The following is a 23,647-nucleotide window of genomic DNA, read 5'->3' as shown; positions in this document are numbered from 1 at the left end:
AACAAAGGGGGAGACCGCATGTTTACCAAGATACTGATTGCCAATCGCGGCGAGATCGCCTGCCGCGTGGCAGCCACCGCGCGCCGCATGGGCATCAAGACCGTGGCCGTGTATTCGGATGCCGATGCCGGCGCCAAGCACGTCGCTGTATGCGACGAGGCGGTGCTGATCGGACCGGCCGCAGCCAAGGAAAGTTATCTGCGCGCCGACAAGATCATCGAGGTAGCCTTGGCTACCGGCGCCCAGGCAGTTCATCCCGGCTACGGTTTCCTGTCCGAAAATGCGCAGTTTGCCCAGGCCTGCGCCAAGGCTGGACTGGTGTTCATCGGTCCGCCGGCCAGTGCGATTTCGGCGATGGGTTCGAAGTCTGCCGCCAAGGAGCTGATGGAAAAAGCCCAGGTGCCGCTGGTGCCCGGTTATCACGGCGCAACCCAGGATGCCGATTTCCTGCAGCAGCAGGCCGACAAGATCACTTATCCGGTGCTGCTCAAGGCCAGCGCCGGCGGCGGCGGCAAGGGCATGCGCATCGTTGAGCAAAGCGCCGATTTCAAGGCTGCGCTGGCTTCCTGCAAACGCGAAGCCATCAACAGCTTCGGCGACGACAAGGTGCTGGTGGAGCGTTACCTGACCCGTCCGCGCCACATCGAGATCCAGGTGTTTGCCGATACCCAGGGCGATTGCGTCTACCTGTTCGAACGCGATTGCTCGGTGCAGCGCCGCCATCAGAAAGTGCTGGAAGAAGCGCCGGCGCCAGGCATGACGCCAGAACGCCGGCGCGCCATGGGTGAAGCTGCGGTAGCGGCCGCCAAGGCGGTAGGCTATGTCGGCGCCGGCACGGTGGAGTTCATTGCCAACCAGGACGGTTCTTTCTATTTCATGGAAATGAACACCCGCCTGCAGGTGGAGCACCCGGTGACGGAAATGATTACCGGCCTCGACTTGGTCGAATGGCAGTTGCGGGTAGCGTCAGGCGAACCATTGCCGCTCAAGCAGGAGCAACTGCAACTCAGCGGCCATGCGCTGGAAGCGCGGATCTACGCCGAAAACCCGGACAAGGGCTTCCTGCCGTCGATAGGCACTTTGCGCCATCTGCGCACGCCTGCGGCCAGCGAGTTTGAAGTCAGCCAATCCAGTGCCAGTATAGTGCGCATCGATTCCGGCGTGCGCCAAGGCGACGCCATTTCGCCGTTCTACGATCCGATGATCGCCAAGCTGATCGTCTGGGGCCAGGACCGGCAGCAGGCATTGGCCGCGATGTCGAGCGCACTGGCGCAATACCAGATCGTCGGCCTCGCCAGCAACGTCAAATTCCTGCAGCGCCTGATCGCCGGTAAAGCCTTCTCCGAAGCAGACCTGGATACCGGCCTGATCGAACGTCATCACGGCACCTTGTTTCCCACCGCAATGCCGGTGGAGATCGAAGTTCTGGCGCTGGCGGCAGCATCGCTGCTGCTGTCGGAGCGCAACGCAGCCAACAACGCCGGCAGCGACCCATGGACCAGCACCGACGGCTGGCGTCTCAACGGCAGCCTGCAACGCCGGCTGGCGTTTGTCGACGACGGCAAAGCCAGTCCGCTCGACGTCACCTACGAAGCGGGGCGCTGGCTGCTGCGCCATGAACAGTTCGAGGCACAGATTTTCAGGCAGATGACCGTGTTGCAGCAAGACGGTAACGCCATCGAAATCAGTCTCGGCGACAGGACCGTAGCCGGCACCGTGGTGCGCGAAGGCGAACAGTTCCACGTGTTCTACGCCGGCAGCCACTACACGCTGGCTTACGTCGACCCGCTGCTGCATGCCGGCGACACTGAAGCCGAGGGCGGCCGCCTGACAGCGCCGATGCCGGGCAAGATTGTCGCGCTGCTGGTAACGCAGGGCGAACAAGTAAAAAAAGGCGCACCATTACTGATCATGGAAGCGATGAAAATGGAGCACACAATCGCCGCTCCGGCCGATGGCCTGGTAGAAGAATTGCTGTACGCAGTAGGCGACCAAGTGAGCGAATCCGCCCAGCTGCTGGTATTCAAGCCAGCTTGACTAGTTAATTAGGGTCAGAGTTTTTTTACGACAGTTTCATCGTCGTAAATTACTCTGACCCTAATTGACGGGCCACGGAGTACAAACCGTCGCACTCGTTTTACGCAAGCATCAAGATAGTTTGAGGAATAAATAGTGAAACTCCTGTTCTACGTCCCCCCCGGCAGCGGCCTGGAAAGCTGGATGGCTGACTTCAGCACAGCCCTGCCCAAAGCCGACATCCGCTTCTGGCAAGAAGGCGACAATGCCCCCGCCGACTACGCCCTGGTATGGCGCCCGCCCGCAGCCATGCTGCGCGGCCGCAACGACCTGAAAGCCATCTTCAACCTCGGTGCAGGCGTGGATGCCATCCTGCAGCTGGGCGACGCCATCCCTGCCAATGTCCCGCTGATCCGCATCGACGACGGCGGCATGGCGATCCAGATGGCGGAATACGTGACGCACGCAGTCCTGGGCTATTTCCGCCGCTTCGACAAATACCGCGAGCAAGCCGCACGCGGCGAATGGAAGCAGCTGCCGGCTCCCGACAAGCGCGATTTCAGTATCGGCATCCTCGGCCTCGGTGTGCTCGGTTCGTGCATCGCCGAATCGCTGGCGCATTTCGATTTCCCGCTGAACGGCTGGAGCCGCAGCCCGAAAGATTTGCCAGGCATATCCTGCTACGCCGGCGACGAAGGCCTGGACGCGTTCCTGCGTGCATCGCGGATGCTGGTATGCATCTTGCCCCTGACTGAATCGACGCGAGGCATAGTCAATCGCCAGAATCTGCAGAAACTGCAAAAGGGCGAGGACGGTGCATACCTGGTCAATGTCGCCCGCGGCGGCCACGTGGTCGAAGACGACTTGCTGGCGCTGGTGCGGGAAGGGCAGATCGCGGGGGCGACGCTGGACGTGTTCGAACATGAACCGCTGGCGCCCGACCATCCGTTCTGGCAAGAACCGCGCATCAGCGTCACGCCGCATATCTCGGCATTGTCGCTGCACCAGGACACCATCCTGCAGATCCGCGACAAGATCCATGCGCTGGAACAGGGCAAAAGCGTGAACGGCGTAGTCGACCGCAGCAAAGGTTATTGAAAGGTGATGACATGACATTCCCCAGCAAGGTAAAAATCGTTGAAGTCGGCCCGCGCGACGGCCTGCAAAACGAAAAGGAAACCATCCCGGCCGGCGTCAAGATTGCGCTGGTCGACCAGCTCACCAAAGCCGGCTTCGTCAATATCGAGGCCGCTTCCTTCGTCTCGCCGAAATGGGTGCCGCAGATGGCGACTTCGAGCGAAGTGATGGCCGCCATCCAGCGCAAGCCGGGCGTCATCTATTCGGCCCTGGTGCCGAACATGAAGGGCCTGGAAGCCGCGCTCGCAGCCGGCGCCGACGAGATGGTGATCTTCGGCGCGGCGTCGGAAGCGTTCTCGCAAAAGAACATCAACTGCTCGATCGCCGAATCGATAGAACGTTTCCGCGAAGTCGCGCAAGTCGCCAAGCAGGAAGGCAAGCGCCTGCGCGGCAGCATCAGTTGCGCCTTCGGCTGTCCGTACCAGGGCGAAGTCGGCATCGATTCGGTGGTCGACGTGCTGCACCGCCTGCGCGACCTCGGCTGCGACGAAATCGATATCGCCGACACCATCGGCGTCGCCACCCCGAACAAGGTCCACGCCGTGATGCAAAGGCTGGTGCAGGAATTCCCGATCGAACGCCTGTCCGGTCATTTCCACGACACTTACGGCCAGGCGCTGGCGAATATCTACGCCAGCCTGGAAGTCGGCATTTCGATCTACCACTCGTCGGTCGCCGGCCTGGGCGGCTGCCCGTATGCCAAGGGCGCGACCGGCAATGTGTCGTCCGAAGACGTGTTGTACCTGATGCAGGGACTCGGCATCGAAACCGGCATCGATCTCGATGCGGTAGTCGACGCCGGCCAGTTCATTTCGGCGCACCTGGGCCGCAAGGCAGTCAGCCGGGCCGGCAATGCCATCGCGGCAAAACGCATCGCTTAAGAAATATCGTTAGCTCATCGACAGGAAATGGAAGTCATATGAAACGCACCGTAATCAAGACAGCCTCGCTCATGCTCACCGTATTGGCGCTGAGCGGATTAAGCGCATGCGGCAAGCATGAAGACAAGCCGGCGGCCGGCGCGACGGTGAAGGAATATGTGGTCGGCACCGGCGCCACTTACGCGCCTTTTGAATCCGAAAACGAGAACAAGGAACTGGTGGGTTTCGACATCGACATCATGAAGGCGCTGGCGGCCAAAGAAGGCATGCAGGTCAAATTCGTCAATACCCCGTTCGACGGCATTTTCAGCGCGCTGGCGAATGGCGACCGCGACATCATCATGTCCGGCCTGACGATTACCGAGAAGCGCAAGCTGACTGTCGATTTTTCGGATCCGTATTTTGAAGCGGGGCAGGTCATCGTCGTGCCGCTCGATTCGAAAATCCAGAAGATTCCCGATCTCAAGCCGCTGACGGTCGGCGTCCTGCAAGGTTCGACCGGCGATGAAATAATGCAGAAACTGGCAGGCGACAACAATGCCAGCATCAAGCGCTTCGAATCCAGCCCGCTGGCCTTGAAAGAACTGGAAACCGGCGGCGTCAGCGCTGTCATCGCCGACAAGGGTGCGGTGGTGCATTATCTGGCCAACAACCAGGTCAAGGGCATCCGGATGGTGACGGACGATAATTTCCCGAAAGAGTTTTTCGGCATTGCGGTGAAGAAGGGCGACACGGCGTTGCTGGGAAAAATCAACCATGGTTTGGCAGCTATCAAGGCTGACGGGACCTACGATAAACTCCATGCTCAATATTTTGACGCTGCCAAATAAGCTGCTTTCAGGTGTCGTATTTGAACCCGAAAATTGCCAATGAAATGAAATTCGAATGAATGCACTTCCTGACAGCGCCCAGCGCGTGGCCGACCTGCTGGCGGCAATGGGACATGACAAGCAGGTCGTTATGCTGACTGAAACCGGCAAGACTTCAGCCGAAGCAGCCGCGGGACTGGGCTGCAGCGTCGCCGAGATCGCCAAGTCGATTGTGTTCCGGCGTTTGCTCGATGATGCCGCCGTGATGGTAGTTGCCAGCGGCAGCAATCGCGTCGATGAGGCCAAAGTGGCGGCGCTGGTCGGCCCGCTTGGCAAGGCAGATGCGCGCTTCGTCAAGGAGCGCATCGGCTACGCCATCGGCGGCGTTTGTCCTATCGGCCATGTCGGCAAGACGGTGATGCTGATCGACCGGGATCTGTTGGAGCTCAATAGCGTCTGGGCGGCGGCGGGGCATCCGCACGCAGTGTTCAACCTGACGCCGCAGCAACTGGTGACGATGACTGCGGCGCCGGTGGCGGATGTGGCGTTGCGGACCTAGCCGGAATATTGCGCGCCGCCGCGCTTCAGCAAATACATGCACAATGCCGCCGCGCTTCTGGTGCTGGCGGCGGCCATCCCTGCCAGCAATAGCCAGGTGCCTGCCGCAAACGCCAGCGGCATTACCACGCCGCTGTCAACCCTGACTGCCAGGATCAGCAAGCCGATGCCGCACCAGATCGATGTTGCGCAGGCGCGCCAGAACCAAGGGTAGCTGCGGCTCCTGAAGGCAAGCCAGCTAGAGCAAAGCAGGCAATATAGCAGCAGGCTGGAAAAGGAAATAATGGTTGCCAGCTCGCTGGCAGTCCAGGCGTTTGGATCGTCCATGTCGGTAGTCTCGTGTCGTTAGAAGATAGGTGATGTGCGGGCAAATCAGCCAGGCTTGGCGATCTGGGCATTGGTCTGGTACCAGTCGATCTTGCGGGTGACGATCATGATCACCGCCAGGATCACGAACAGCATCAGGCTGCCCAGCATCAGGGCGTTGTCTTCCGAAATCAGCAAGCCGTACAGGGTTCCGTAGAGCAGCGTCAGCATGGCGCCGAAACCCAGGCCGCGAGCGGCGCTGCGCAGCACCTGGCTCAGGTAAAAGCTCAATAAGCCGATACAGGCGACGCTGGCGGCGAGGTAGGCCATCCAGAAAGCGATGTGTTCAGAAAGGCTGACCAGCATCAGGAAAAAGATTGCCAGTCCTAATCCGACCAGCAGGTACTGGATGGGGTGGATCGGCAGCTGCTTGATCATTTCAAAAATGAAGAAACCAACGAACGTCAGCAGCACGAACAGCAAGCCGTATTTGGTGGCGCGGTCTGCCTGCGAGTAGATGTTGACCGGTTCGGCCAGCTGTATGTTCAGGCTTTCAACGCCGCCCTTGTCGTCGCCGCTGCGCAGTTGGCGTTGTGCATTCGAAGCCAGCGACGATACCTCCCACAGCGCACGGAAGCCCTGTTCGGTGACATCTCGGGTACGCGGCAGGAAACTGCCGCCGAACTGCGGATGCGGCCAGCTGGAAGACAATTCAAACCGGTTGTTGTCGCCGACCGGCGTGATCGCCAGGCTCTCGGTTCCGGCCACGGTCATGGCCAGCGACACGTCCAGGCTGCCGTTTTCGGCCAGGCCCGGCTGCGGCAAGGCCGCATGCATGCCTTTGCCCAGGCTGCCTGCGCCTTGCTCCAGCGCCACCGCCTGGTTGCCCAGTTTCAGCGAAGGCGAGCCGAGCAAGCCGCGCACATCGCTGATGCCGATCGCCAGGTAAGGATGCGACAAGGTGATCTGGTCGGCGGCCAGCTGCGCGGCCGGCGGCAGCTGGTAGTCGATGCGGCCGTTGAAGCTGCTCTGCAATTCATACACATGCACTTTGTGCAAGCCGCGGTAGCGTTCGCCCGGCAGCAGCTTGCCCTGCATTTGCAGGTCTTTCGGGAAAAACAGGTATTGCCGGTTTTCATTGCGGCTGCGATAGGTTTTCTTGCCTTCGGCGTCCTGCGCGACTTCGTCGATCTTGATTTTATACGGCACCACCAGCACCGGACCGGTGATGGTCTGTCCGCCTGCATAGCTGGCGGCAATCGAGGCAATGGCTTCTTGCCGGTGCTGCTGCCGGTCTTGTACGGTGTCGCGGATCAGGCCTAGCGGTATCAGGATCAACAGGGTCAGAACAATAATCGCCAGCAGTTTGAGCAGCAAGGGTCGGTTCATGGTCTCTCTCGTTCGGTTCAAAGTGACAAGGCGTCACGCTGATTGCCAGTGTAGGGAGAGTGTGTGAATCGATGACGGCGGCTGTGCGGCGTCAATTGGAGGTGACTGTGAAGCGGATGTGAAGTTGCCCTAGGCCGGCTCAAGCGGCAGCGTCAGCCGCGCTTCGGCGCCGCCGATGCTGCGGTTGTGCAAGGTAATCTGGCCGTGATGGAGTTGCGCCACCTGTTGCACGAAGCAGAGCCCGAGGCCGGTGCTTTTCTCATTGCTGGCGGGACGCGGCAGCGAATAAAAGCGTTCGAATACGCGCTCCAGCGCATAGTCCGGGATGCCGGGACCGTTATCCGCGACGGCGAGCGTGACGGCGCCGGCGGTGCTGGTATCGGCTTGTATCGTGATCGCGCCGCCGGGCGGTGAAAAATCGATGGCGTTCTCAAGCAGGTTGAGCAGGGCCTGGCGCAGCAGGAATACCTCGCCGCGGATTTGCGGAAGCTCAGGCGCATTGGCGACCTGCACCGTCACTTTAGCCTGCTGCAGGCGAGGCTCCAGCAGTGCAATGACTTCCGCCAGCAATTGCCCGAGATCGACGGCGACGATGTTTTCCAGCGCCTGCCGGTGTTCGATCGCTGCCAGCGCCAGCATCTTTTCGATCAGCTCCGACAACCGCTGCGACTGGCCGCGGATATTATGGGCAAAGCGGCGCTGCTCAGCCGCCGGCAGGTCTTCATCCAGCAGCTCGGCCGCACCGCGGATCGCCGCCAGCGGACTTTTCATTTCATGCGTCAGGCTGTGGATGTAGTGCTCGACGTATTGCTTGCCTTCCAGCCTTTGCCGCATCGACTCCAGCGCCCGCCCCAGTTCGACGATTTCGCTGGCGCCTTTGGTTGGCGGTTGCGCCCGTTCGCCGGCGGTGACGGCGCGGGCGTAGCGCTGCAATGCGCCCAGCGAGCGGCTGATCCACAAAGTGACTGCCAGTCCAACCGCCAGCGACAGCACCAGCAATAAAACGCCCCAGCGCACGATGGTTCTTTCGCTTTGGGAAATCGCGGGCTGCAAGGTGTTGTTGGGTTTGGCGACGGTGAGTACTCCTATCATCTTGCCATTGTCGATGATGGGCGCCGCCACATGCATGACGGTGCTGCGTTCGTCGCTGTCGACATCGCGCGTCGAGCGCACGCCGTAATTGCCTTGCAGGGTCAGGTAGACGTCATTGCGGCGCGAATAGTCCTGGCCGACAGCGCGCCCGGTCGAGTCGAACTGCACGATGCCTTTCAGGTCGGTGACGTAGATGCGGTAATCCAGCGTGGTCTTGCGAAAGCCCCAGATTTTTGCATTGATGTCGCGATGGGCATATTCGCGCACCCGGCCGGCGAAGTTGCCGTCGCCGATACGATTCTGTTTCATGTCGTCGGCCGCCAGCTCGGCCAGGATATTGGCGGTGTCGACCAGCGTATCTTCCATCGCCTGCCGCACCGCCGGTTTCACTTCCGCGAGGAATACGCGCTGGATGAATACGCCGGCCAGGCCGACGATCAGGAAATAACCGAGCAGGATGCGGATGCCGAGTTTCACGTCGGCGCCTGCTTGCCGTTCGGCGCCAGTTCTATCGAATAACCGAGGCCGCGATGAGTCTGGATAGGATCGGCAGCCGGAGCGACGGCTTTCAGCTTGATGCGCAGGGTCTTGACATGGGTGTCGACGGTGCGGTCGGTGCTGTCCGGAGCGTCATGCCAGATCGAATCCATCAGCTGGCGGCGGGTGAAGATGCCGCCCGGCCGGCTCAGCAGCATGTTCAGCAGCAGGTACTCGTAGCGCGTCAGCTGCAAAGCCTGGCCGGCATAGCGGATGCGCATGCCGGCCTGGTCCAGCTCGAATTCGCCCAGTACGATTGGCGGCGATGCGCTTGCGTCGGCGGCCGGTGTTTGGTTCAAGCGCCGCAGCACGACCCGGATGCGCGCCGCCAGTTCGCGCGGCGAGAAGGGTTTTACCATGTAATCGTCGGCGCCGATTTCGAGGCCGATCAGGCGGTCGATCTCGCTGCCGCGCGCGGTCAGGAAAATTACCGGCAGCGAAGAAAACTTGCGCAGCTCGCGGCAGACGTCGAAACCGCTCATGTCCGGCAGGCCGACGTCCAGCACCGCCAGGTCGAATTGCCCGCTGCGTGCTTGTTGCAGGGCGGCGCTGCCGAGCAGGCAGTGCTGGACCTGGAAGCCTTCGCTGCCGAGCGCATAGATCACCGTGTCGGCAATCGCGCTTTCGTCTTCAGCCAGTAGAATATTGAGCATGCGGGTGGTCGCCATGGAGAGCAGTGGTGTCGCGTATTATAGGATTAAGGGCACAAACAACAGAATATTTCGAGACAACGTGGAAAACAAGCAAATCAAGCCGGCCGATAGCGCCAAGGATGAGCCCGGCCAGGATTACAGCGCATCGCCCTGCATCAATGTGTGCGTGATGAACGCGGCCAGCGGCCTGTGCGACGGCTGCCTGCGCACGCTGGACGAAATTGCCGCATGGAGCTGCGCCAGCGATGAACAGAAGCGCAGCATCTGGCAACAGATCGCGTTACGCCGGGAGCTGGCATGACGGCCCTGCAATTGCCGCCGACCATGCGCGTGCTGGAGCGCGGCTGGCTGTCCTCCAACAATATCCTGTTCCTGGGCCGCGAGCAGACCGCGCTGATCGACAGCGGCTACCTGAGCCATGCGGCGCAAACCGTGGCGCTGGTAGCGCACGGCTTGCAGGGACGGCCGCTGGACCGTTTGCTGAATACCCACCTGCATTCCGACCATTGCGGCGGCAACGCCGCTTTGCAGCAGGCATACGGTTGCCACACCGCGATTCCGGCTGCGCAAGCCGAACAGGTGCGCGCATGGGACAGGGATGCGCTGAGCTACAGCGGCACCGGCCAGCAATGTGCGCGTTTCGGTTTCGACGCCACCCTGCAAGCCGGCGACCGGCTGACGCTGGGCGACATGGAATGGCAGGTGCTGGCGGCAGCCGGCCACGATCCGCATTCCCTGATTTTTTTCTGCCAGGAGCAGGGCATCCTGATTTCCGCCGACGCCTTGTGGGAAAACGGCTTTGGCGTGATTTTTCCGGAACTGGAGGGCGCATCGGGTTTTGCCGAAGAGCGGGCGACGCTGGAACTGATCGCTACCCTGGATGTGCGGTTGGTGATTCCCGGCCATGGCGGTCCGTTCAGCGGCGTCGCCGCAGCGCTCGATACGGCGTTCTCGCGTCTTGATTACCTGGCCGCCGATCCGCGCCGCAACGCGCAGAACGCCATCAAGGTGCTGCTGAAATTCCTGCTGCTGGAACGGCAACGGATCAAGTTGACCGAGGTCCCGCAGATATTGGCCGGCCTGCCCCTGGTGGCGGTTGCCAACCAGCGTCACCTGCAGCTCAGCGAGGCCGATCTGAGCGCATGGACCGTGGCGCAGCTGGTGCGCGCCGGGGCAGCAGAAATATGCGACGGTTTCTTGTGCAATCGACATTAAACTGGCTTTGGACCGGCGGCAAACAGCCAGGCCAATGCCGGTTTTAGAGGACAAAATCTAGCACGATCGTACTTTTTATTGGTGTTTTCTCCCTATAATCAAAACTCTTGATATCCACTACCAGAGGTCGTTATGGCACTGCCAGTTGCGCTGCAAAACCTGAGCCTTCCCGTCATCGGTTCGCCGATGTTCATCGCCAGCGGCCCGGCCCTGGTGGCCGCGCAATGCAAGGCTGGCATCGTCGGCTCGTTTCCGGCGTTGAACGCGCGGCCGGCGGAGCTGCTGGATGTCTGGCTGACTGACCTGCAAGCCGAGCTGGCTGCCTATCAGGTTGAACACCCGAATGCAAAAGTGGGACCTATTGCGGTCAACCAGATTGTCCACCAGTCGAATGACCGCCTGGCGCACGATGTCGCGGTCTGCGTCAAGCACAAGGTGCCAATCATCATCTCCAGCCTGCGCGCACCGCCGCCGGAAATGATGGATGCGATCCACGGTTATGGCGGCATCGTGCTGCATGACGTGATCTCGATCCGCCATGCGCAAAAGGCGCTGGAAGCTGGCGTCGACGGCCTGATCCTGGTGGCCGCCGGCGCCGGCGGCCATGCCGGACCGTTGTCGCCGTTTGCGCTGGTGGGGGAAGTGCGTAAATTTTTCAAGGGAACGATCGCCTTGTCGGGCGCCATCGCCACCGGCGATGCGATCCTGGCGGCGCAGGCCATGGGAGCCGACTTTGCCTACATCGGCTCGCGCTGGCTGGCGACCAAGGAAGCCCATGTCGACGACGCTTATCGCCAGGCAATCGTGGAATCGACCGCGGCCGATGTGGTGTACACCAACCTGTTCACAGGCGTGCACGGCAACTACCTGAAGAAATCCATCGTCAATGCCGGCCTCGATCCGGACAACCTGCCGGAAGCCGATAAATCGAAGATGAATTTCGGTTCGGGCGGCACCGGCGCCAAGGCCTGGCGCGATATCTGGGGCGCCGGCCAGGGCGTCGGCCTGATGGACGACGTGCCCAGCGTAGCGCAGATGGTCGATCGTCTGCAGACCGAATATCAGGCAGCCCGCAAGCGCCTGGCGTTGTAATCGCCTTACATTGACGCTGCTATCGGCGTCAGCCAGCCGGACAGGATCTGCAGCAGCTGCGCCGGTTTCTCCAGCGGCGTCATGTGGCCGCAGTCTTCGATCAGCACCATGGCGGCGCCGGGAATCTGCGCCGCCATCTGTTGCGCTTCTGCCAGGCTGCTGAGCTGGTCGTGGCTAGCGGCCACGACCAATGTCGGGCAGCGGATGTTCTGCAGTTCGCTGTAACCGTCGCTGCGCAGCGCCGACAGCTGGCGGATGAAAACTTCCTTGCCGTTGCGCAGGGCCATCGCCTGCAGGCGGTCCAGCAGCACCTTGTCATGCGCATGGTCCGGATGCAGCGACGACGCCAGCGCGCGGCTGGTCAGTCCCTTGAACGGCACTTGCCGGGCGAGTTCCAGTTGCACCTTGTTGCCGGCGATTTCGCGCGGATCTTGCTGGCGCGCCGAGGTATTCAGCAAGGCCAGGGCAATTACCCGTTCCGGCGCTTGCTGCATGATGGCTTGCGCTACATAACCACCCATCGAGAAACCGACCAGGACAAAACGCGGCGGCGCGTTTTGCAGGACACGTGCCGCCATCGCACTGATCGAATCGTCCTGGCCGAGATCGCCGAAATGCAGCTGGCCCAGCTGCGCCAGGCCGTCGCGCATGTCGTCCCACAGGGTCTGGTCCAGCATGAAGCCGGGCAGCAGTAATAACGATAACTGCGGCTGCGGCAAACTGTGGCCGTGCGGCGTCGATTGCGTCATTATTTCTTGACCACTTCCTGTTCCACCACCATGTCGAGCGTCCATTTGATGGAGCTGGCGTCGGCCGGCGGATTGGCCACCTGTTCTTCCAGGATGCGCAGGCGATAGGCGATGCCGGGTTCAAAATTGAAACCCTGGATGTTGCCGTACCAGAGCTGCCATGGGTCTTCCTTGCGTTCACGGATCTGCAGGCAAGTGGTGCGCATCACACCAGCGCTGCACGGCACTTTTTGCGAAGCCACATAGACGAACTTGATTTTTGCCGCGGCGCCCGGTTTTTCGCGCGCATGGAAACTCAAGGTCTGGCCGTCCAGGGTCTTCATCTCCATCTGCTGGCCGGCGATCTTGTATTGATCGACGGCTTGCAGCTTATCGAGGAAATCGGCTTCGAACTGCATTGCCGGTTCGGGACAAGCCATGCGCGTGGTCACCGCCTCCACGATCGTCAGCTGGCCCGGCCCGCGCACCGAGTAGGGCGCCGAAAACTGGTTGCAGCCGGCGCGACCGCTGACCCGGCCCTTGCCGTTCTCCTGGCTGAAGTTGAGGATCACCGGCTCGCCGTTGTCGCCATGCGGCACGGTATGTCCGGTCCAGCCGGTCAGTTCCCAGCGCGATGCCGCCAGTGCGGCATCGCTGCTGGCCGCTGACTGCGTGCTGGCGCAGGCAGCCAGGGCAAAGCCGGCGGCGGCGCAAAGCGCCAGGCGGCGGATCAGGGAATGGGGGAACAAGGCAAGCGTCATGTGGACTCCATGTATGTGGGTTGGCGCTGGTCGGCACATCTGCGCGAGCAACTATTTTAGCTTAGCGACATCATTCGAGCCACCTGGCGCGGCCGGCAGCCAGCGCCACCGCGATGCACAGCAGGCCGACCAGCGACAAGGCCGCGGGCAGGCCGAAGCCGTGCGCCAGGAAACCGATGATGGGCGGACCGATCAGGCCGCCGGTGTAACCCATGGTAGTGACGCCGGCCAGCGCGGTCGGGCCGTGGCGGCCGGCGGCGCTGAAGATGAAGGGGAAGATGGTGGCGACGCCGACCCCGGTCAGCGCAAAGCCGGCAATAGCCAAAGGAATCTGGCTGGCGACCAAGGCGATCAGCATGCCGAGGCCCGCGATCAAGGCGCCGCCCGCAACTACGCGGCGCGCGCCCAAGGCTTCCTTCAGTTTGTCGCCGACCATGCGCGTCAGCAGCATCATGCCGGCAAACAAGGCAAACGCCAGCGGCGCCACGCCGTCGCTGGCGAACAGGCGGTCTTTCATGTAGACGCCGCTCCAGTCGGCCACCGAACCTTCGACGATGGCGCCGCCGAAGGCGACTACGCCGAGCGCAATCAGCGGGCCGTGCGGCAGCGCGAAGTGTTTCTTGCCGGCGATGTATTGCGGCCGGTCATTCGGCAGTGCGCGGTAGCACAGGCGCAGTGGAATCAGCGCACACAGGGCGACCAGGCCGAAATGCAGCAGCGGCTTGATTTCCATGCCGGCGATGACGCTGCCGAGCAAGGCGCCGGACAGCGTGCCGACGCAAAACCAGGCATGCAGCTGCGACATGATCGAGCGCCCCGCGATCTTTTCCGCTTCGGCGCCGAGCGCATTGATCGCCACATTGAAGCAGCTGGAACAGACGCCCAGGCACAGCATCGCCAGCATCAGCCATGGCAGAGACGGCGCCAGCGCCAGGCAGGGGATGGCGAGCAGCAGCGCCAGGCCGGCATACCAGCAGGCGCGGCGCGCGCCATAGTGGCCTATCAGCCATGCCGCCAGCGGAAAAGAAGCGACCGAACCGATGCCGCCGCCCAGCAGGAACAGGCTGAGGCTGGCCGGGTCCAGCTGCAGGTGGTCGCGCAGCGCCGGGATGCGCGATACCCAGCTGGCGTAGATTACCCCCACCATCAGAAACAGCAGCGGCAAGGCTGCCCGGCGCATGCGGGTGTTGACGGCGGACGGCGCGATTGGGTTGGACATTGCAGAAGGAGTTGAAAGCCGCTGGAAACGGCGAAATGGCGATGGGTGGCGCAGCGCCACCCACGGCGACGGTCAGAAGTCGGCAGGCATGTCTTTCAGGTGCGTCTGCAAGGCGTCCAGCAAAGCCTGGCAAGCGTCGTCGGTGCCGACGGTGATGCGCAGGAACTGGGCGATGCGGGCGCTGCCGAAATGGCGCACGATGATGCCGTCGGCGCGCAGGCGGGCCGCCAGCTTGGCGCCGTCGTGGCGCGGATGGCGGGCGAACACGAAGTTGGCGGCTGACGGCAGGACCTCGAAACCGAGCGCGGCCAGGCCGCCGACCAGGTGCTCGCGGCTGGCCATGACGGCCTGCCGGGTCCGGTCGAAATGGGCCTGGTCCTTGATCGCCGCGGTGGCGCCGACGATCGCCATGCGGTCCAGCGGATAGGAGTTGAAACTGTTCTTGACCCGCTCCAGCGCGGTGATCAGGTCCGGATGGCCGATCGCAAAACCGACCCGCAAGCCGGCCAGCGAACGCGACTTGGACAAGGTCTGCACCACCAGCAGGTTGGGGTAGCGCGCCACCAGCGGGATGGCGCTGTCGCCGCCGAAGTCGACATAGGCTTCATCCACGATCACCACGCAGTCAGGCTGGCCGGCCACCAGCCGTTCGACTTCGGCCAGCGGCAGCAGGCAGCCGGTAGGCGCATTCGGGTTGGGGAAGATGATGCCGCCGGCGGCGCTGTCCAGGTAGTCGTCGACCCGCAGCGTAAAGTCGGCGGCCAGCGGCACGGTCCGGTAGGCCACCTGGTACAGGCCGCAGTAAGTCGGGTAAAAACTGTAGCTGATGTCCGGGAACAGGATCGCCTGCTCATGCTGCAGCAAGGCCTGGAAGGCATGCGCCAGCACCTCGTCGGAACCGTTGCCGACGAATACGTGGGCCGGCGTGATGCCGTGCGCGGCGTTCTGTTCGGCCAGCGCCAGCTTGAGCGGCTCGGCGTCCGGGTTCGGATACAGCCGCAGGTTGTCGCCCAGTTCGGCGCGCATGGCTTCCAGCGCCAGCGGCGACGGGCCGTACGGGTTTTCATTGGTGTTGAGCTTGACTAGCTTGCTTAGCTTCGGTTGTTCGCCGGGGGTGTAGGGCGTCAGGCGGCTGACGATGGGACTCCAGAATTTGCTCATTGTGTCGCTAAAAGAAAGTAAGTGCTGCGGCTGCGCGGGTTGGCGAATCAGCCATATGGTAGCAAACCCGGGGCGGTCTGGCAGGGATTCGCGGGTTGTGCCGGGAGCAACTGGTAACATAGAGGGCTCGATACGCGGATCGAATCGGCTGTTACCGTCCACTAGTCCGTGTTATTTCATACAAGCAACAGGAGCTGCCCTTGAACATATTAGCCGTCAACCAACTCTCTTCGATCTGGAATTTCCTGCTCGAATCGTCCTTGCACTATGGCCTCAATGCCGTGCTGGCGATCTTTACGCTGGCAGTCGGCTGGTGGCTGTCGTCGCGTTTCGCCAATGCGCTCGACCGGGTCATGGCGCGCGCCAGCCTGGACGCCACCTTGCGTCCGGTGCTGCGCAGCGTGCTGCTGTGGCTGGTGCGCCTGATCACGCTGGTGGCCGTGCTCGGCCAGTTCGGCGTGCAGACCGCCAGCATCATCGCCGTCCTGGGCGCCGCCAGTTTGGCGATCGGCCTGGCTTTGCAAGGGACTTTGCAAAACATCGCGGCCGGCATGATGCTGCTGCTGTTGCGGCCGTTCCAGGTCGGCGAATACATCTCCAACGGCAGCATCGAAGGCACCGTCGATGAAATCGGCCTGTTTGCCACCAAGCTGACCAAGGCCGACGGCATCTGCCTGTTTGCGCCCAACAACCAGCTGTGGAACAGCGCGCTGACCAATTTCAGCCGCAACAACACGCGCCGCATCGACATGCCGATCGGCATCAGCTACAAGGATAATCCGGCGGTCGCGATCCAGGCCCTGAAGGAACTGCTGCTGGCGGACGAGCGCATCCTGGCGACGCCGGCGCCGTTCGTGGTGGTCACCGACCATGCCGACAGCGCGGTCATGCTCAACCTGCGGGCCTGGACCACCACCTCCGAATACTGGGACGTGCGCTGGTCGATTGCGCAAAAAGTGCAAGCCGCGCTGGCGGCGGTGGACTGCTCGATCCCGTTCCCGATGCGCGAGCTGCATATCACGCGCGAAGCGGAAGCCAAGCTCGCCGCCTGACGGGCCTGATTCTTGCTGATACGTTTTTGGCAAGACAAACGATTGGACGAGCACTGTTGGCTGGATCGAAGGCATATAATAATTATGCATAAACCTATGCATAAATTGCATTAGATCGCATTGCCGACTTTAGCTACAGTTCCGCGGCGCGGCAACGCGTTGCAGAACGTTGAATTGCCGCGTGACCGCTTTCCAGCTCAGCCAGCGGTCCACAACTATCAACAGATCAGGAGATTTATGTCTACCCGCAAACTTTCACTGCGTGCCCTCAACCGCAGTTTCAATTCCTATGCGCTGATGATGCTCGGCGCCTTGTTGCTGTCGACTTCCGCGGCGCATGCGCAGGACAGCCAGGCCAAGCTGCCTAACGTCATGATCCTCGCCACCGGCGGCACGATTGCCGGCACCGGCGCCGACAGCACCACTACCGTGGGTTATACCTCGGCTACCGTGGGTGTGGAAAAGCTGATCGCAGCGGTTCCTGAGCTGAAGAAAGTCGCCAATGTCAAAGGCGAGCAGGTATTCCAGATCGCCAGCGAAAGCATGACCAACGACCACTGGCTGAAGCTGGCCAGGCGCGTCAACGCGCTGCTGGCGCAACCGGACGTGGACGGCATCGTCATCACCCACGGCACGGACACTATCGAAGAAACCGCTTATTTCCTTGACCTGACCGTCAAGAGCCGCAAGCCGGTAGTGGTGGTCGGCGCCATGCGTCCTTCGACCGCGATCTCGGCCGACGGCCCGATCAACCTGTACAACGCAGTGCTGCTGGCCGGCAGCAAGGATGCGATCGGCAAGGGCGTGCTGGTGTCGCTCAACGACCAGATCAATTCTGCGCGCGAAGTGAGCAAGACCAATACTTCGACCACCGACACCTTCAAGTCGACCGAACTCGGCATGCTGGGCTACATCCAGGGCAACAAGGCCTATTTCTACCGCCAGTCGACCCGCAAGAACACGGTCGACACGGAGTTCGACGTCAGCAAGCTGGACGTGCTGCCGCAGGTTGACATCATCTACGGCTACGCCAACATGACCCGCGCCGCTCTCGACGCTCAAGTCGCTTCCGGCGCCAAGGGCATCATCCAGGCTGGCGTCGGCGACGGCAGCATTGCCGCGCAGATGAAAACGCCGCTGGTCGAAGCCCGCAAGAAGGGTGTGATCATTGTCCGCGCCAGCCGCGTCGGCCAAGGGATAGTGGCGCGCAACGGCGAAGCCAACGATGACGAACTGGACTTTGTGGTGGCCGATACGCTGAATGCGCAAAAAGCACGCATCCTGCTGATGCTGGCGCTGACCAAGACCAGCAACACCAAAGAAATCCAGCGCATGTTCTACACCTACTGATCGTAGGCTGCGAGCCGAGGCGATGCTTGTCGCCTTGGCATGCGGGCAAAAAAAGCCGGCTGAATCGGACAAGATGATTCAGCCGGCTTTTTTACGTTTACGGCATCGGCAACCGGGCCGGCGCCGGATACAATCGCTAAACAATTTTTTCAGGGATCAAACGCCATGTCCGAAGAATTCGAAGTTCCCAGCCCGCATGAGCACCATATCGAGCATGTCACCGAGCATGCCCATGGCAGCGGCGACAATTTCGCCGGCAAGATCGCGGTGATGACAGCAATCATGGCGACCGTCGGCGCCTTGTTCAGCTACCAGGCCGGCTCTACCGAGAGCGCCGCGGCGATGAACAAGAATGACGCCGCCATCAAGAAGACCGAGGCGGCCAACCAGTGGAATTATTACCAGGCCAAGTCGAGCCGCCAGAACCTGGCCGAGCTGGCGACGCATATTCCCGGTGTCGACGCCGTCCACTACAGCGCCGAAGCAGCGCGCTACAAGAGTGAAAAAGAGGCAGTGCAGAAAAAGGCTGAAGCGCTCGAAACCGAGGCCAGGGAATGGGATGAGAAATCAGAGCTGGCGCTGCACCAGCATCACCGCTGGGCGCAGGCGATGACGGCGATCCAGATTGCGATTTCGCTGGCGGCGATTACTTTGCTGACACGCAAGGAGTGGCTGAAAAAGATGGCGTATGGCGCCGGTGCAGTCAGCGTGGTGCTGGGCACGCTGGCCTGGCTGCATATCTAAATACTGATATCCAGGGCGGAGCAGCAAGGGCTGTCCGCCTTGGATATTTCAATCTACTGCAATCAGCGCGTCACCGGCTTGTAGCGGATCCGCTTAGGCTTGGCGCCTTCTTCACCCAGGCGCTTGCGTTTGTCGGCTTCATATTCCTGGTAGTTGCCGTCGAAGAACGACACCTGCGATTCGCCTTCGAAAGCCAGGATGTGGGTGGCGATGCGGTCCAGGAACCAGCGGTCATGGCTGATCACCATCACGCTGCCGGCGAATTCCAGCAAGGCGTCTTCTAGCGCGCGCAAGGTTTCGACGTCGAGGTCGTTGGACGGTTCATCCAGCAGCAGCACGTTGCCGCCCTGTAGCAGGGTCTTGGCCAGGTGCAAACGGCCGCGTTCGCCGCCGGACAGGTTGCCGACGATCTTCTGCTGGTCGCCGCCCTTGAAGTTGAAACGGCCCAGGTAGGCACGCGACGGCATTTCAAAGCGGCCAACGGTGAGGATGTCGGCGCCGCCCGAGACGTCTTCGAACACGGTTTTCTGGTCCGACAGCGAGTCGCGCGACTGGTCGACGATCGAAACGCGGGCGGTGGCGCCGATCACCACTTCGCCGCTGTCCGGCTGTTCCTTGCCGGTGATCATCTTGAACAGGGTCGATTTACCGGCGCCGTTGGGGCCGATGATGCCGACGATGGCGCCAGCCGGGATGCGGAAGCTGAGGTTGTCGATCAGCATGCGGTCGCCGAACGATTTCGAGACATTCTTGAATTCGATCACTTCATTGCCCAGGCGCTCGGCCACCGGGATGAAGATTTCCTGGGTCTCGTTGCGCTTCTGGTATTCGTGCTCGCTCAGTTCGTTGAAGCGCGCCAGGCGTGCCTTGCTCTTGGCCTGGCGACCCTTCGGATTCTGCCTGACCCATTCCAGTTCCTTGGCGATGGTTTTCTGGCGTGACGATTCGGTCGCTTCTTCCTGCTTCAGGCGGTTGCCCTTCTGTTCCAGCCATGAGCTGTAGTTGCCCTTCCACGGGATGCCGTGGCCGCGGTCCAGCTCCAGGATCCATTCGGCGGCGTTGTCGAGGAAGTAGCGATCATGGGTGATGCCGACCACGGTGCCGGGGAAGCGTTGCAGGAACTGCTCCAGCCAGTCGACCGATTCGGCGTCCAGATGGTTGGTCGGTTCGTCCAGCAGCAGCATGTCGGGCTTCGACAGCAGCAGGCGGCACAGCGCAACGCGGCGCTTTTCGCCGCCGGACAGCACGCCGATCTTGGCATCCCAGGGCGGCAGGCGCAAGGCGTCGGCCGCCATTTCCAGCTGCAGGTCGAGATTGCCGTCGCCGGCGGTGGCGAGGATGTCTTCCAGCCGCGCCTGTTCCGCTGCCAGCGCGTCGAAATCGGCGCCTTCTTCCGCATAGGCGGCGTACACCGCATCCAGCTTGGCTTGCGCTTCAAACGCTTCGCCCAGGCCGCCTTCGACCGCCTGGCGCACCGTTTGCTCAGGATCGAGCTGCGGTTCCTGCGGCAGGTAGCCGATGTTCAGGCCCGGCATGGGCACCGCTTCGCCCTGGATATCCTTGTCGATGCCGGCCATGATTTTCAGCAGGGTCGATTTGCCGGAACCGTTCAGGCCCAGCACGCCGATTTTGGCGCCGGGGAAAAACGACAGCGAGATATCTTTCAGGATTTGGCGTTTGGGCGGCACGATCTTGCCGACCTTGTTCATTGTGTAGACGTATTGGGCCATGGGGAGCAATGATGAGTAATTGATGAGAGAAGCGTAAATAGAGAAGCAGTAAAAACTAGCCAGACTGCCAAGAATAACCGATGTCGATCTTTAAGTCGAAGCACCGGGGCGCGCTGCAAATGTGCGCCACAGGCCTTCCACTGAATACAGGGCCAAAGCCACCCAGATCACGACAAAACCCGCCAGCCTGGCGCCGTCCAGTTCCTCGCCATACAGCCAGACGCCCAGCAGCAGCTGCAGCGACGGCGTGATGTATTGCAGTACGCCGACCAGCGACAGCGGGATGCGGCGGGCGCCGGCGGCGAACATCAGCAGCGGAATCGAGGTGATCGGGCCGGCGGCCACCAGCAGCCACCTGGTGGACGTCGAGGCGCTGACGAAGGTATTGTGGTCCTGCAGCGTAGTATACGCCAGGTAAGCCAGCGCCAGCGGCAGCACCAGCGCCGTTTCCAGCGCCAGGCCGGGCAGGGCGCCGAGGCTGGCGGTCTTGCGCAGCAGGCCGTAGCTGCCGAAAGTCACGGCCAGGGTCAGCGCAATCCAGGGCGGGTGGCCGGCTTGCCAGGTCAGCCACAGCACGGCGGCGGCGGCCAGCGCGATCGCCAGCCATTGCAGCAGGCGCGGCCGTTCGCGCAGGAAGATGAAACCGAGCGCCACGCTGACCATCGGGTTGATGAAATAACCGAGGCTGGCTTCGACGATATGGTTGTTGTTGACGGCCCAGATATAGGTAGTCCAGTTGGCGGTCAGCAGCAGCGCGCTGGCGATGAAACCGCCGATGACGCGCGGCTGGCGCAGCACCGGCCCGACCCAGGCCCACTGCTTGCGCACGGTCAGCACGATCACCAGGAACAGGAACGACCACAGCATCCGGTGCATGACGATGTCGACCGGCGGGATCTCGGCTTCCAGCGCCTTGAAGTAAATCGGAAACAGGCCCCACAGGATGTAGGAGGCGATCGCATAGAACATTCCTGCTTGCATGGTGTGGGTCTGTAAAAAGGTGGGTAAAAGGTGAATAAGCGGCGCCGGTCTTCAGTTATGTTTCTGCTACTTGTTTCGGGCGCATTTAAACAACATCCAGCATTTTACGCATAAGCGGCGGGCCCGACTCTCAAGATCTGCATATGGCCGCCCCGTCAGGCAGCCAGCAGTTCCTGGAAATAGTAAGTGGTCGACCCCAGTTCCGGCGGCGAATGATAGGGGCTGATGCGGTCACGGCGGAAGCGGACTGCATGGGCGAATGCCGGGCCGTCATAGACGAAAGTATGGAATTCGCCGTTTTCGCCGCAGGCATCCACCTCCGGTGGCAGGTCGGCGAGAAAGGCCGCGTCGAATTCCCGCCCGCAAAAATCTTGCGGCAGATGCTTGCCATTCACGCATACCACCAGCGCCTTGAAACCGAGCGCCAGGAATTCGTCCACCAGCCGGCGCCGTGGCTGGTTCCACAAGGGCAGGCTGGCCTGCAACCCGGCCCGGGCGCAGACTTTTTCTTCCCAGTCGCGATGCGCTTGCAAATCGATATCGCCGAATACCGCGTGGCGTATGCCGGCGCCATGGGCGTCGGACAAGGCGGCGACGAATTTCTCTTCGTACTGCTGCCAGCTGGCGCTGTAAAAGACCAGCGGCACGTCGAGCGCATCCGCCTGCGCCTGCAGCAAGGCCGGCGGCACGCCATGCGAACGGGCGCGCTGCCCGCTTTCATCCAGCGCGGTAACCAGGCGCTCGATCCGCACGCCGCTCTGGCGCGCGCGCCACAGCGCCAGGCAGGAATCCTTGCCGCCGCTCCAGGACACCAGTGCGCCTGCCGTTTGCGGGATCATGAATGAACCGCTGCTTGCCGCAGGCGCCGATGTTCAGGCCGCGCCACGAAACGATGCAGCAGCAAGCCGCCGACGCCGCAGGTCGCCATCACAACCATCAGCGGCAAGGCAGTGCCGTCATGCCACAAGCTCATGCCGACGCCAGAGGTGATGCCGAGCGTGAACTGCAGCGTGCCCATCAGCGCCGACGCGGTGCCGGCCTGCTTGCCTTGCTGCGACAAGGCGATCGCCGATGCATTCGGACTGATGAAACCATAGCAGGCAAGATAGCCGAAGAAGCCGACCAGCAGGATAGGCAGGTTGTTCACGCCGCAAGCCACCAGCAATGCGATGAACAGGCTTAGCAGCGCCGGCAGCCAGAGGGCGCGGCCGAGGATGGTGTCGAGCGAATAATGGCCGACGAGGCGGGCGTTGATCTGCGAGGCGGCGATCAGGCCGAAGGCATTGGTGCCGAACACGAAGCCGAAATGCTCGGGCTTGATGCCGTGCAGTTCGATCAGCACGAAAGAGGAACCGGTGATGTAGGCGAACATGCCGCCCTGGATCAGGCCGCCGACCAGGCTGTAGGCGACGAACTGGCGGTCCAGCAGCAGCCGGCCGTATTGTTTCAGGGTGCGGCCCAGGTGCAGCGGCTCGGCCTTGTGGCGGTCCAGCGTTTCCTGCATGGTGTAGTGGATCGCCAGCAGGCAAAACAGGCCGAAGGCGGCCAGGCCGCCGAAAATCACGCGCCAGCCCCAGAACTTGAGTACGCTGCCGCCGATCAGCGGCGCCAGGATAGGCGCCAGGCCCATCACCAGCATCATCAGCGAAAACGCCCTGGCGGCGCCGGTGGTGCCGAGCCGGTCGCGGATCACGGCGCGTGCAATGACCATGCCGGCGCAGCCGCCCAGGCCCTGCAGGAAACGGAACAGTATCAGCGCAACCACGTCTTGCGAAACCATGCAGGCCAGCGAACCCAGCAGGTACAGCGTCATGCCGACATACAGCGGCGGCTTGCGGCCGAAACGGTCGCTCAGCGGCCCGTAAAACATCTGGCCGACCGCCAGCCCGACCAGGAAGCTGGCCAGGGTCAGCTGCACCAGGTTGCTGCCGACCCCGAACTGTTGCGCGATGGTCGGAAAGCTCGGCAGGTACATGTCGATCGACAGCGAGCCGATGGCGGTCAGCGCGCCAAGTAAAAGAAGCCAGCCCGGGAGCAGTTTCTCCGGGGCTGAAGTTGCAGGTGTGTTTGTCATGGAATGCTTGGAGTGGCGCCAATTGCTGGCGCTGGGTTAAATATGTGCAGCGGGTGGAAAGCGCAGGCAGGAATTGCCAAAGGTAGTACAAGCGGCACAGACATGATCGGTGCGCTCAAACGTTGGCTAATGTTACACCAACATCGGAATGTCTGCCGGGCC

Annotated in this window: 23 protein-coding genes; 11 read left to right on the top strand and 12 right to left on the bottom strand. The window is 61.9% G+C overall.

All coding sequences use genetic code 11. The annotated features are described in order from the left end of the window. The first annotated feature begins 18 nt into the window (after positions 1-18). The 5 genes from CFter6_RS27010 (at position 19) to CFter6_RS23650 (ending at position 5,402) form a co-directional block, all read left to right on the top strand. Positions 19-2,037, top strand: coding sequence for an acetyl/propionyl/methylcrotonyl-CoA carboxylase subunit alpha (locus tag CFter6_RS27010; protein ID WP_061541980.1), 2,019 nt, complete (start codon positions 19-21; stop codon positions 2,035-2,037). Positions 2,038-2,172: 135 nt separating this feature from the next. Further along, positions 2,173-3,114 (top strand): 2-hydroxyacid dehydrogenase, encoded by a 942-nt coding sequence (locus tag CFter6_RS23665; RefSeq protein ID WP_061541979.1) that lies wholly within the window; start codon positions 2,173-2,175, stop codon positions 3,112-3,114. 11 nt (positions 3,115-3,125) lie between these two features. After that, positions 3,126-4,034: a hydroxymethylglutaryl-CoA lyase gene (locus CFter6_RS23660; RefSeq protein WP_061542550.1), complete on the top strand. Its 909-nt coding sequence runs from the start codon at positions 3,126-3,128 to the stop codon at positions 4,032-4,034. Between the two features lie 38 nt (positions 4,035-4,072). Then, on the top strand, positions 4,073-4,864 hold the full coding sequence (locus tag CFter6_RS23655) for a basic amino acid ABC transporter substrate-binding protein (protein ID WP_061541978.1): 792 nt from the start codon (positions 4,073-4,075) through the stop codon (positions 4,862-4,864). Positions 4,865-4,919: 55 nt separating this feature from the next. Continuing rightward, entirely contained in the window at positions 4,920-5,402 is a 483-nt protein-coding gene (locus CFter6_RS23650; RefSeq protein ID WP_061541977.1) for a YbaK/EbsC family protein, read from the top strand. Here CFter6_RS23650 and CFter6_RS25820 read toward each other — a convergent pair. The 4 genes from CFter6_RS25820 to creB all read right to left on the bottom strand — a co-directional run bounded on the left by CFter6_RS25820 (position 5,399) and on the right by creB (position 9,378). Further along, positions 5,399-5,728, bottom strand: coding sequence for a hypothetical protein (locus CFter6_RS25820; protein WP_150118847.1), 330 nt, complete (start codon positions 5,726-5,728; stop codon positions 5,399-5,401). The genes CFter6_RS23650 and CFter6_RS25820 overlap by 4 nt on opposite strands. 45 nt (positions 5,729-5,773) lie before the next feature. Further along, on the bottom strand, positions 5,774-7,096 hold the full coding sequence (gene creD, locus CFter6_RS23645) for a cell envelope integrity protein CreD (protein WP_061541976.1): 1,323 nt from the start codon (positions 7,094-7,096) through the stop codon (positions 5,774-5,776). A 129-nt stretch (positions 7,097-7,225) separates the two neighbouring features. Continuing rightward, the gene (gene creC / locus CFter6_RS23640; RefSeq protein ID WP_061541975.1) at positions 7,226-8,665 is read right to left on the bottom strand and encodes a two-component system sensor histidine kinase CreC; all 1,440 of its coding nucleotides are present in this window, start codon (positions 8,663-8,665) and stop codon (positions 7,226-7,228) included. Next, complete coding sequence (gene creB / locus CFter6_RS23635; RefSeq protein ID WP_061541974.1) at positions 8,662-9,378, bottom strand: two-component system response regulator CreB; 717 nt, start codon at positions 9,376-9,378, stop codon at positions 8,662-8,664. The genes creC and creB overlap by 4 nt, the downstream gene beginning before the upstream one ends. A gap of 79 nt (positions 9,379-9,457) precedes the next feature. Here creB and CFter6_RS23630 point away from each other — a divergent pair, with 79 nt between their 5' ends. From CFter6_RS23630 to CFter6_RS23620, 3 genes are all read left to right on the top strand, one after another. Continuing rightward, on the top strand, positions 9,458-9,679 hold the full coding sequence (locus CFter6_RS23630; protein ID WP_417924783.1) for a DUF1289 domain-containing protein: 222 nt from the start codon (positions 9,458-9,460) through the stop codon (positions 9,677-9,679). Further along, positions 9,676-10,593, top strand: coding sequence for an MBL fold metallo-hydrolase (locus CFter6_RS23625; RefSeq protein WP_061541973.1), 918 nt, complete (start codon positions 9,676-9,678; stop codon positions 10,591-10,593). Before CFter6_RS23630 ends, CFter6_RS23625 begins: the two co-directional genes overlap by 4 nt. Positions 10,594-10,725: 132 nt before the next feature. Next, positions 10,726-11,685, top strand: a complete 960-nt coding sequence (locus tag CFter6_RS23620) for an NAD(P)H-dependent flavin oxidoreductase (protein WP_061541972.1) — start codon at positions 10,726-10,728, stop codon at positions 11,683-11,685. A gap of 5 nt (positions 11,686-11,690) precedes the next feature. Here CFter6_RS23620 and CFter6_RS23615 read toward each other — a convergent pair whose 3' ends face one another. From CFter6_RS23615 to hisC, 4 genes are all read right to left on the bottom strand, one after another. Further along, entirely contained in the window at positions 11,691-12,434 is a 744-nt protein-coding gene (locus CFter6_RS23615; protein ID WP_061541971.1) for an alpha/beta fold hydrolase, read from the bottom strand. Further along, positions 12,434-13,174, bottom strand: a complete 741-nt coding sequence (locus CFter6_RS23610) for an META and DUF4377 domain-containing protein (protein WP_061541970.1) — start codon at positions 13,172-13,174, stop codon at positions 12,434-12,436. The genes CFter6_RS23615 and CFter6_RS23610 overlap by 1 nt, the downstream gene beginning before the upstream one ends. A gap of 70 nt (positions 13,175-13,244) precedes the next feature. After that, a complete protein-coding gene (locus CFter6_RS23605; RefSeq protein WP_061541969.1) occupies positions 13,245-14,393 on the bottom strand; it encodes an MFS transporter in 1,149 nt (382 codons plus the stop codon). Positions 14,394-14,465: 72 nt separating this feature from the next. Then, positions 14,466-15,554, bottom strand: coding sequence for a histidinol-phosphate transaminase (gene hisC / locus CFter6_RS23600; RefSeq protein WP_061541968.1), 1,089 nt, complete (start codon positions 15,552-15,554; stop codon positions 14,466-14,468). Between the two features lie 200 nt (positions 15,555-15,754). On the opposite strand from hisC, the gene CFter6_RS23595 reads away from it, so the two are divergent. From CFter6_RS23595 to CFter6_RS23585, 3 genes are all read left to right on the top strand, one after another. Further along, positions 15,755-16,606 (top strand): mechanosensitive ion channel family protein, encoded by an 852-nt coding sequence (locus tag CFter6_RS23595; RefSeq protein WP_061541967.1) that lies wholly within the window; start codon positions 15,755-15,757, stop codon positions 16,604-16,606. Between the two features lie 297 nt (positions 16,607-16,903). Further along, positions 16,904-17,956: a type II asparaginase gene (locus tag CFter6_RS23590; protein WP_150118927.1), complete on the top strand. Its 1,053-nt coding sequence runs from the start codon at positions 16,904-16,906 to the stop codon at positions 17,954-17,956. Between the two features lie 165 nt (positions 17,957-18,121). Further along, positions 18,122-18,700 (top strand): DUF4337 domain-containing protein, encoded by a 579-nt coding sequence (locus tag CFter6_RS23585; protein WP_061541965.1) that lies wholly within the window; start codon positions 18,122-18,124, stop codon positions 18,698-18,700. Positions 18,701-18,762: 62 nt separating this feature from the next. Here the strand turns inward: CFter6_RS23585 and ettA are convergent, their stop codons facing one another. The 4 genes from ettA to CFter6_RS23565 form a co-directional block, all read right to left on the bottom strand. Next, positions 18,763-20,430, bottom strand: a complete 1,668-nt coding sequence (gene ettA / locus CFter6_RS23580) for an energy-dependent translational throttle protein EttA (protein ID WP_061541964.1) — start codon at positions 20,428-20,430, stop codon at positions 18,763-18,765. 90 nt (positions 20,431-20,520) lie between these two features. Continuing rightward, positions 20,521-21,411 (bottom strand): EamA family transporter RarD, encoded by an 891-nt coding sequence (gene rarD, locus CFter6_RS23575; protein WP_061541963.1) that lies wholly within the window; start codon positions 21,409-21,411, stop codon positions 20,521-20,523. Positions 21,412-21,566: 155 nt separating this feature from the next. Then, the gene (locus CFter6_RS23570; protein WP_061541962.1) at positions 21,567-22,250 is read right to left on the bottom strand and encodes a Dph6-related ATP pyrophosphatase; all 684 of its coding nucleotides are present in this window, start codon (positions 22,248-22,250) and stop codon (positions 21,567-21,569) included. Continuing rightward, a complete protein-coding gene (locus tag CFter6_RS23565; protein WP_061541961.1) occupies positions 22,247-23,485 on the bottom strand; it encodes a Bcr/CflA family multidrug efflux MFS transporter in 1,239 nt (412 codons plus the stop codon). Before CFter6_RS23565 ends, CFter6_RS23570 begins: the two co-directional genes overlap by 4 nt. Positions 23,486-23,647: the final 162 nt, after the last annotated feature.

Source organism: Collimonas fungivorans (assembly GCF_001584145.1).
GTDB classification, from domain to species: Bacteria; Pseudomonadota; Gammaproteobacteria; order Burkholderiales; family Burkholderiaceae_D; genus Collimonas; species Collimonas fungivorans.
Note: the sequence above shows the minus strand (reverse complement) of the source record. Positions and strands in the feature narration are given on the sequence as shown.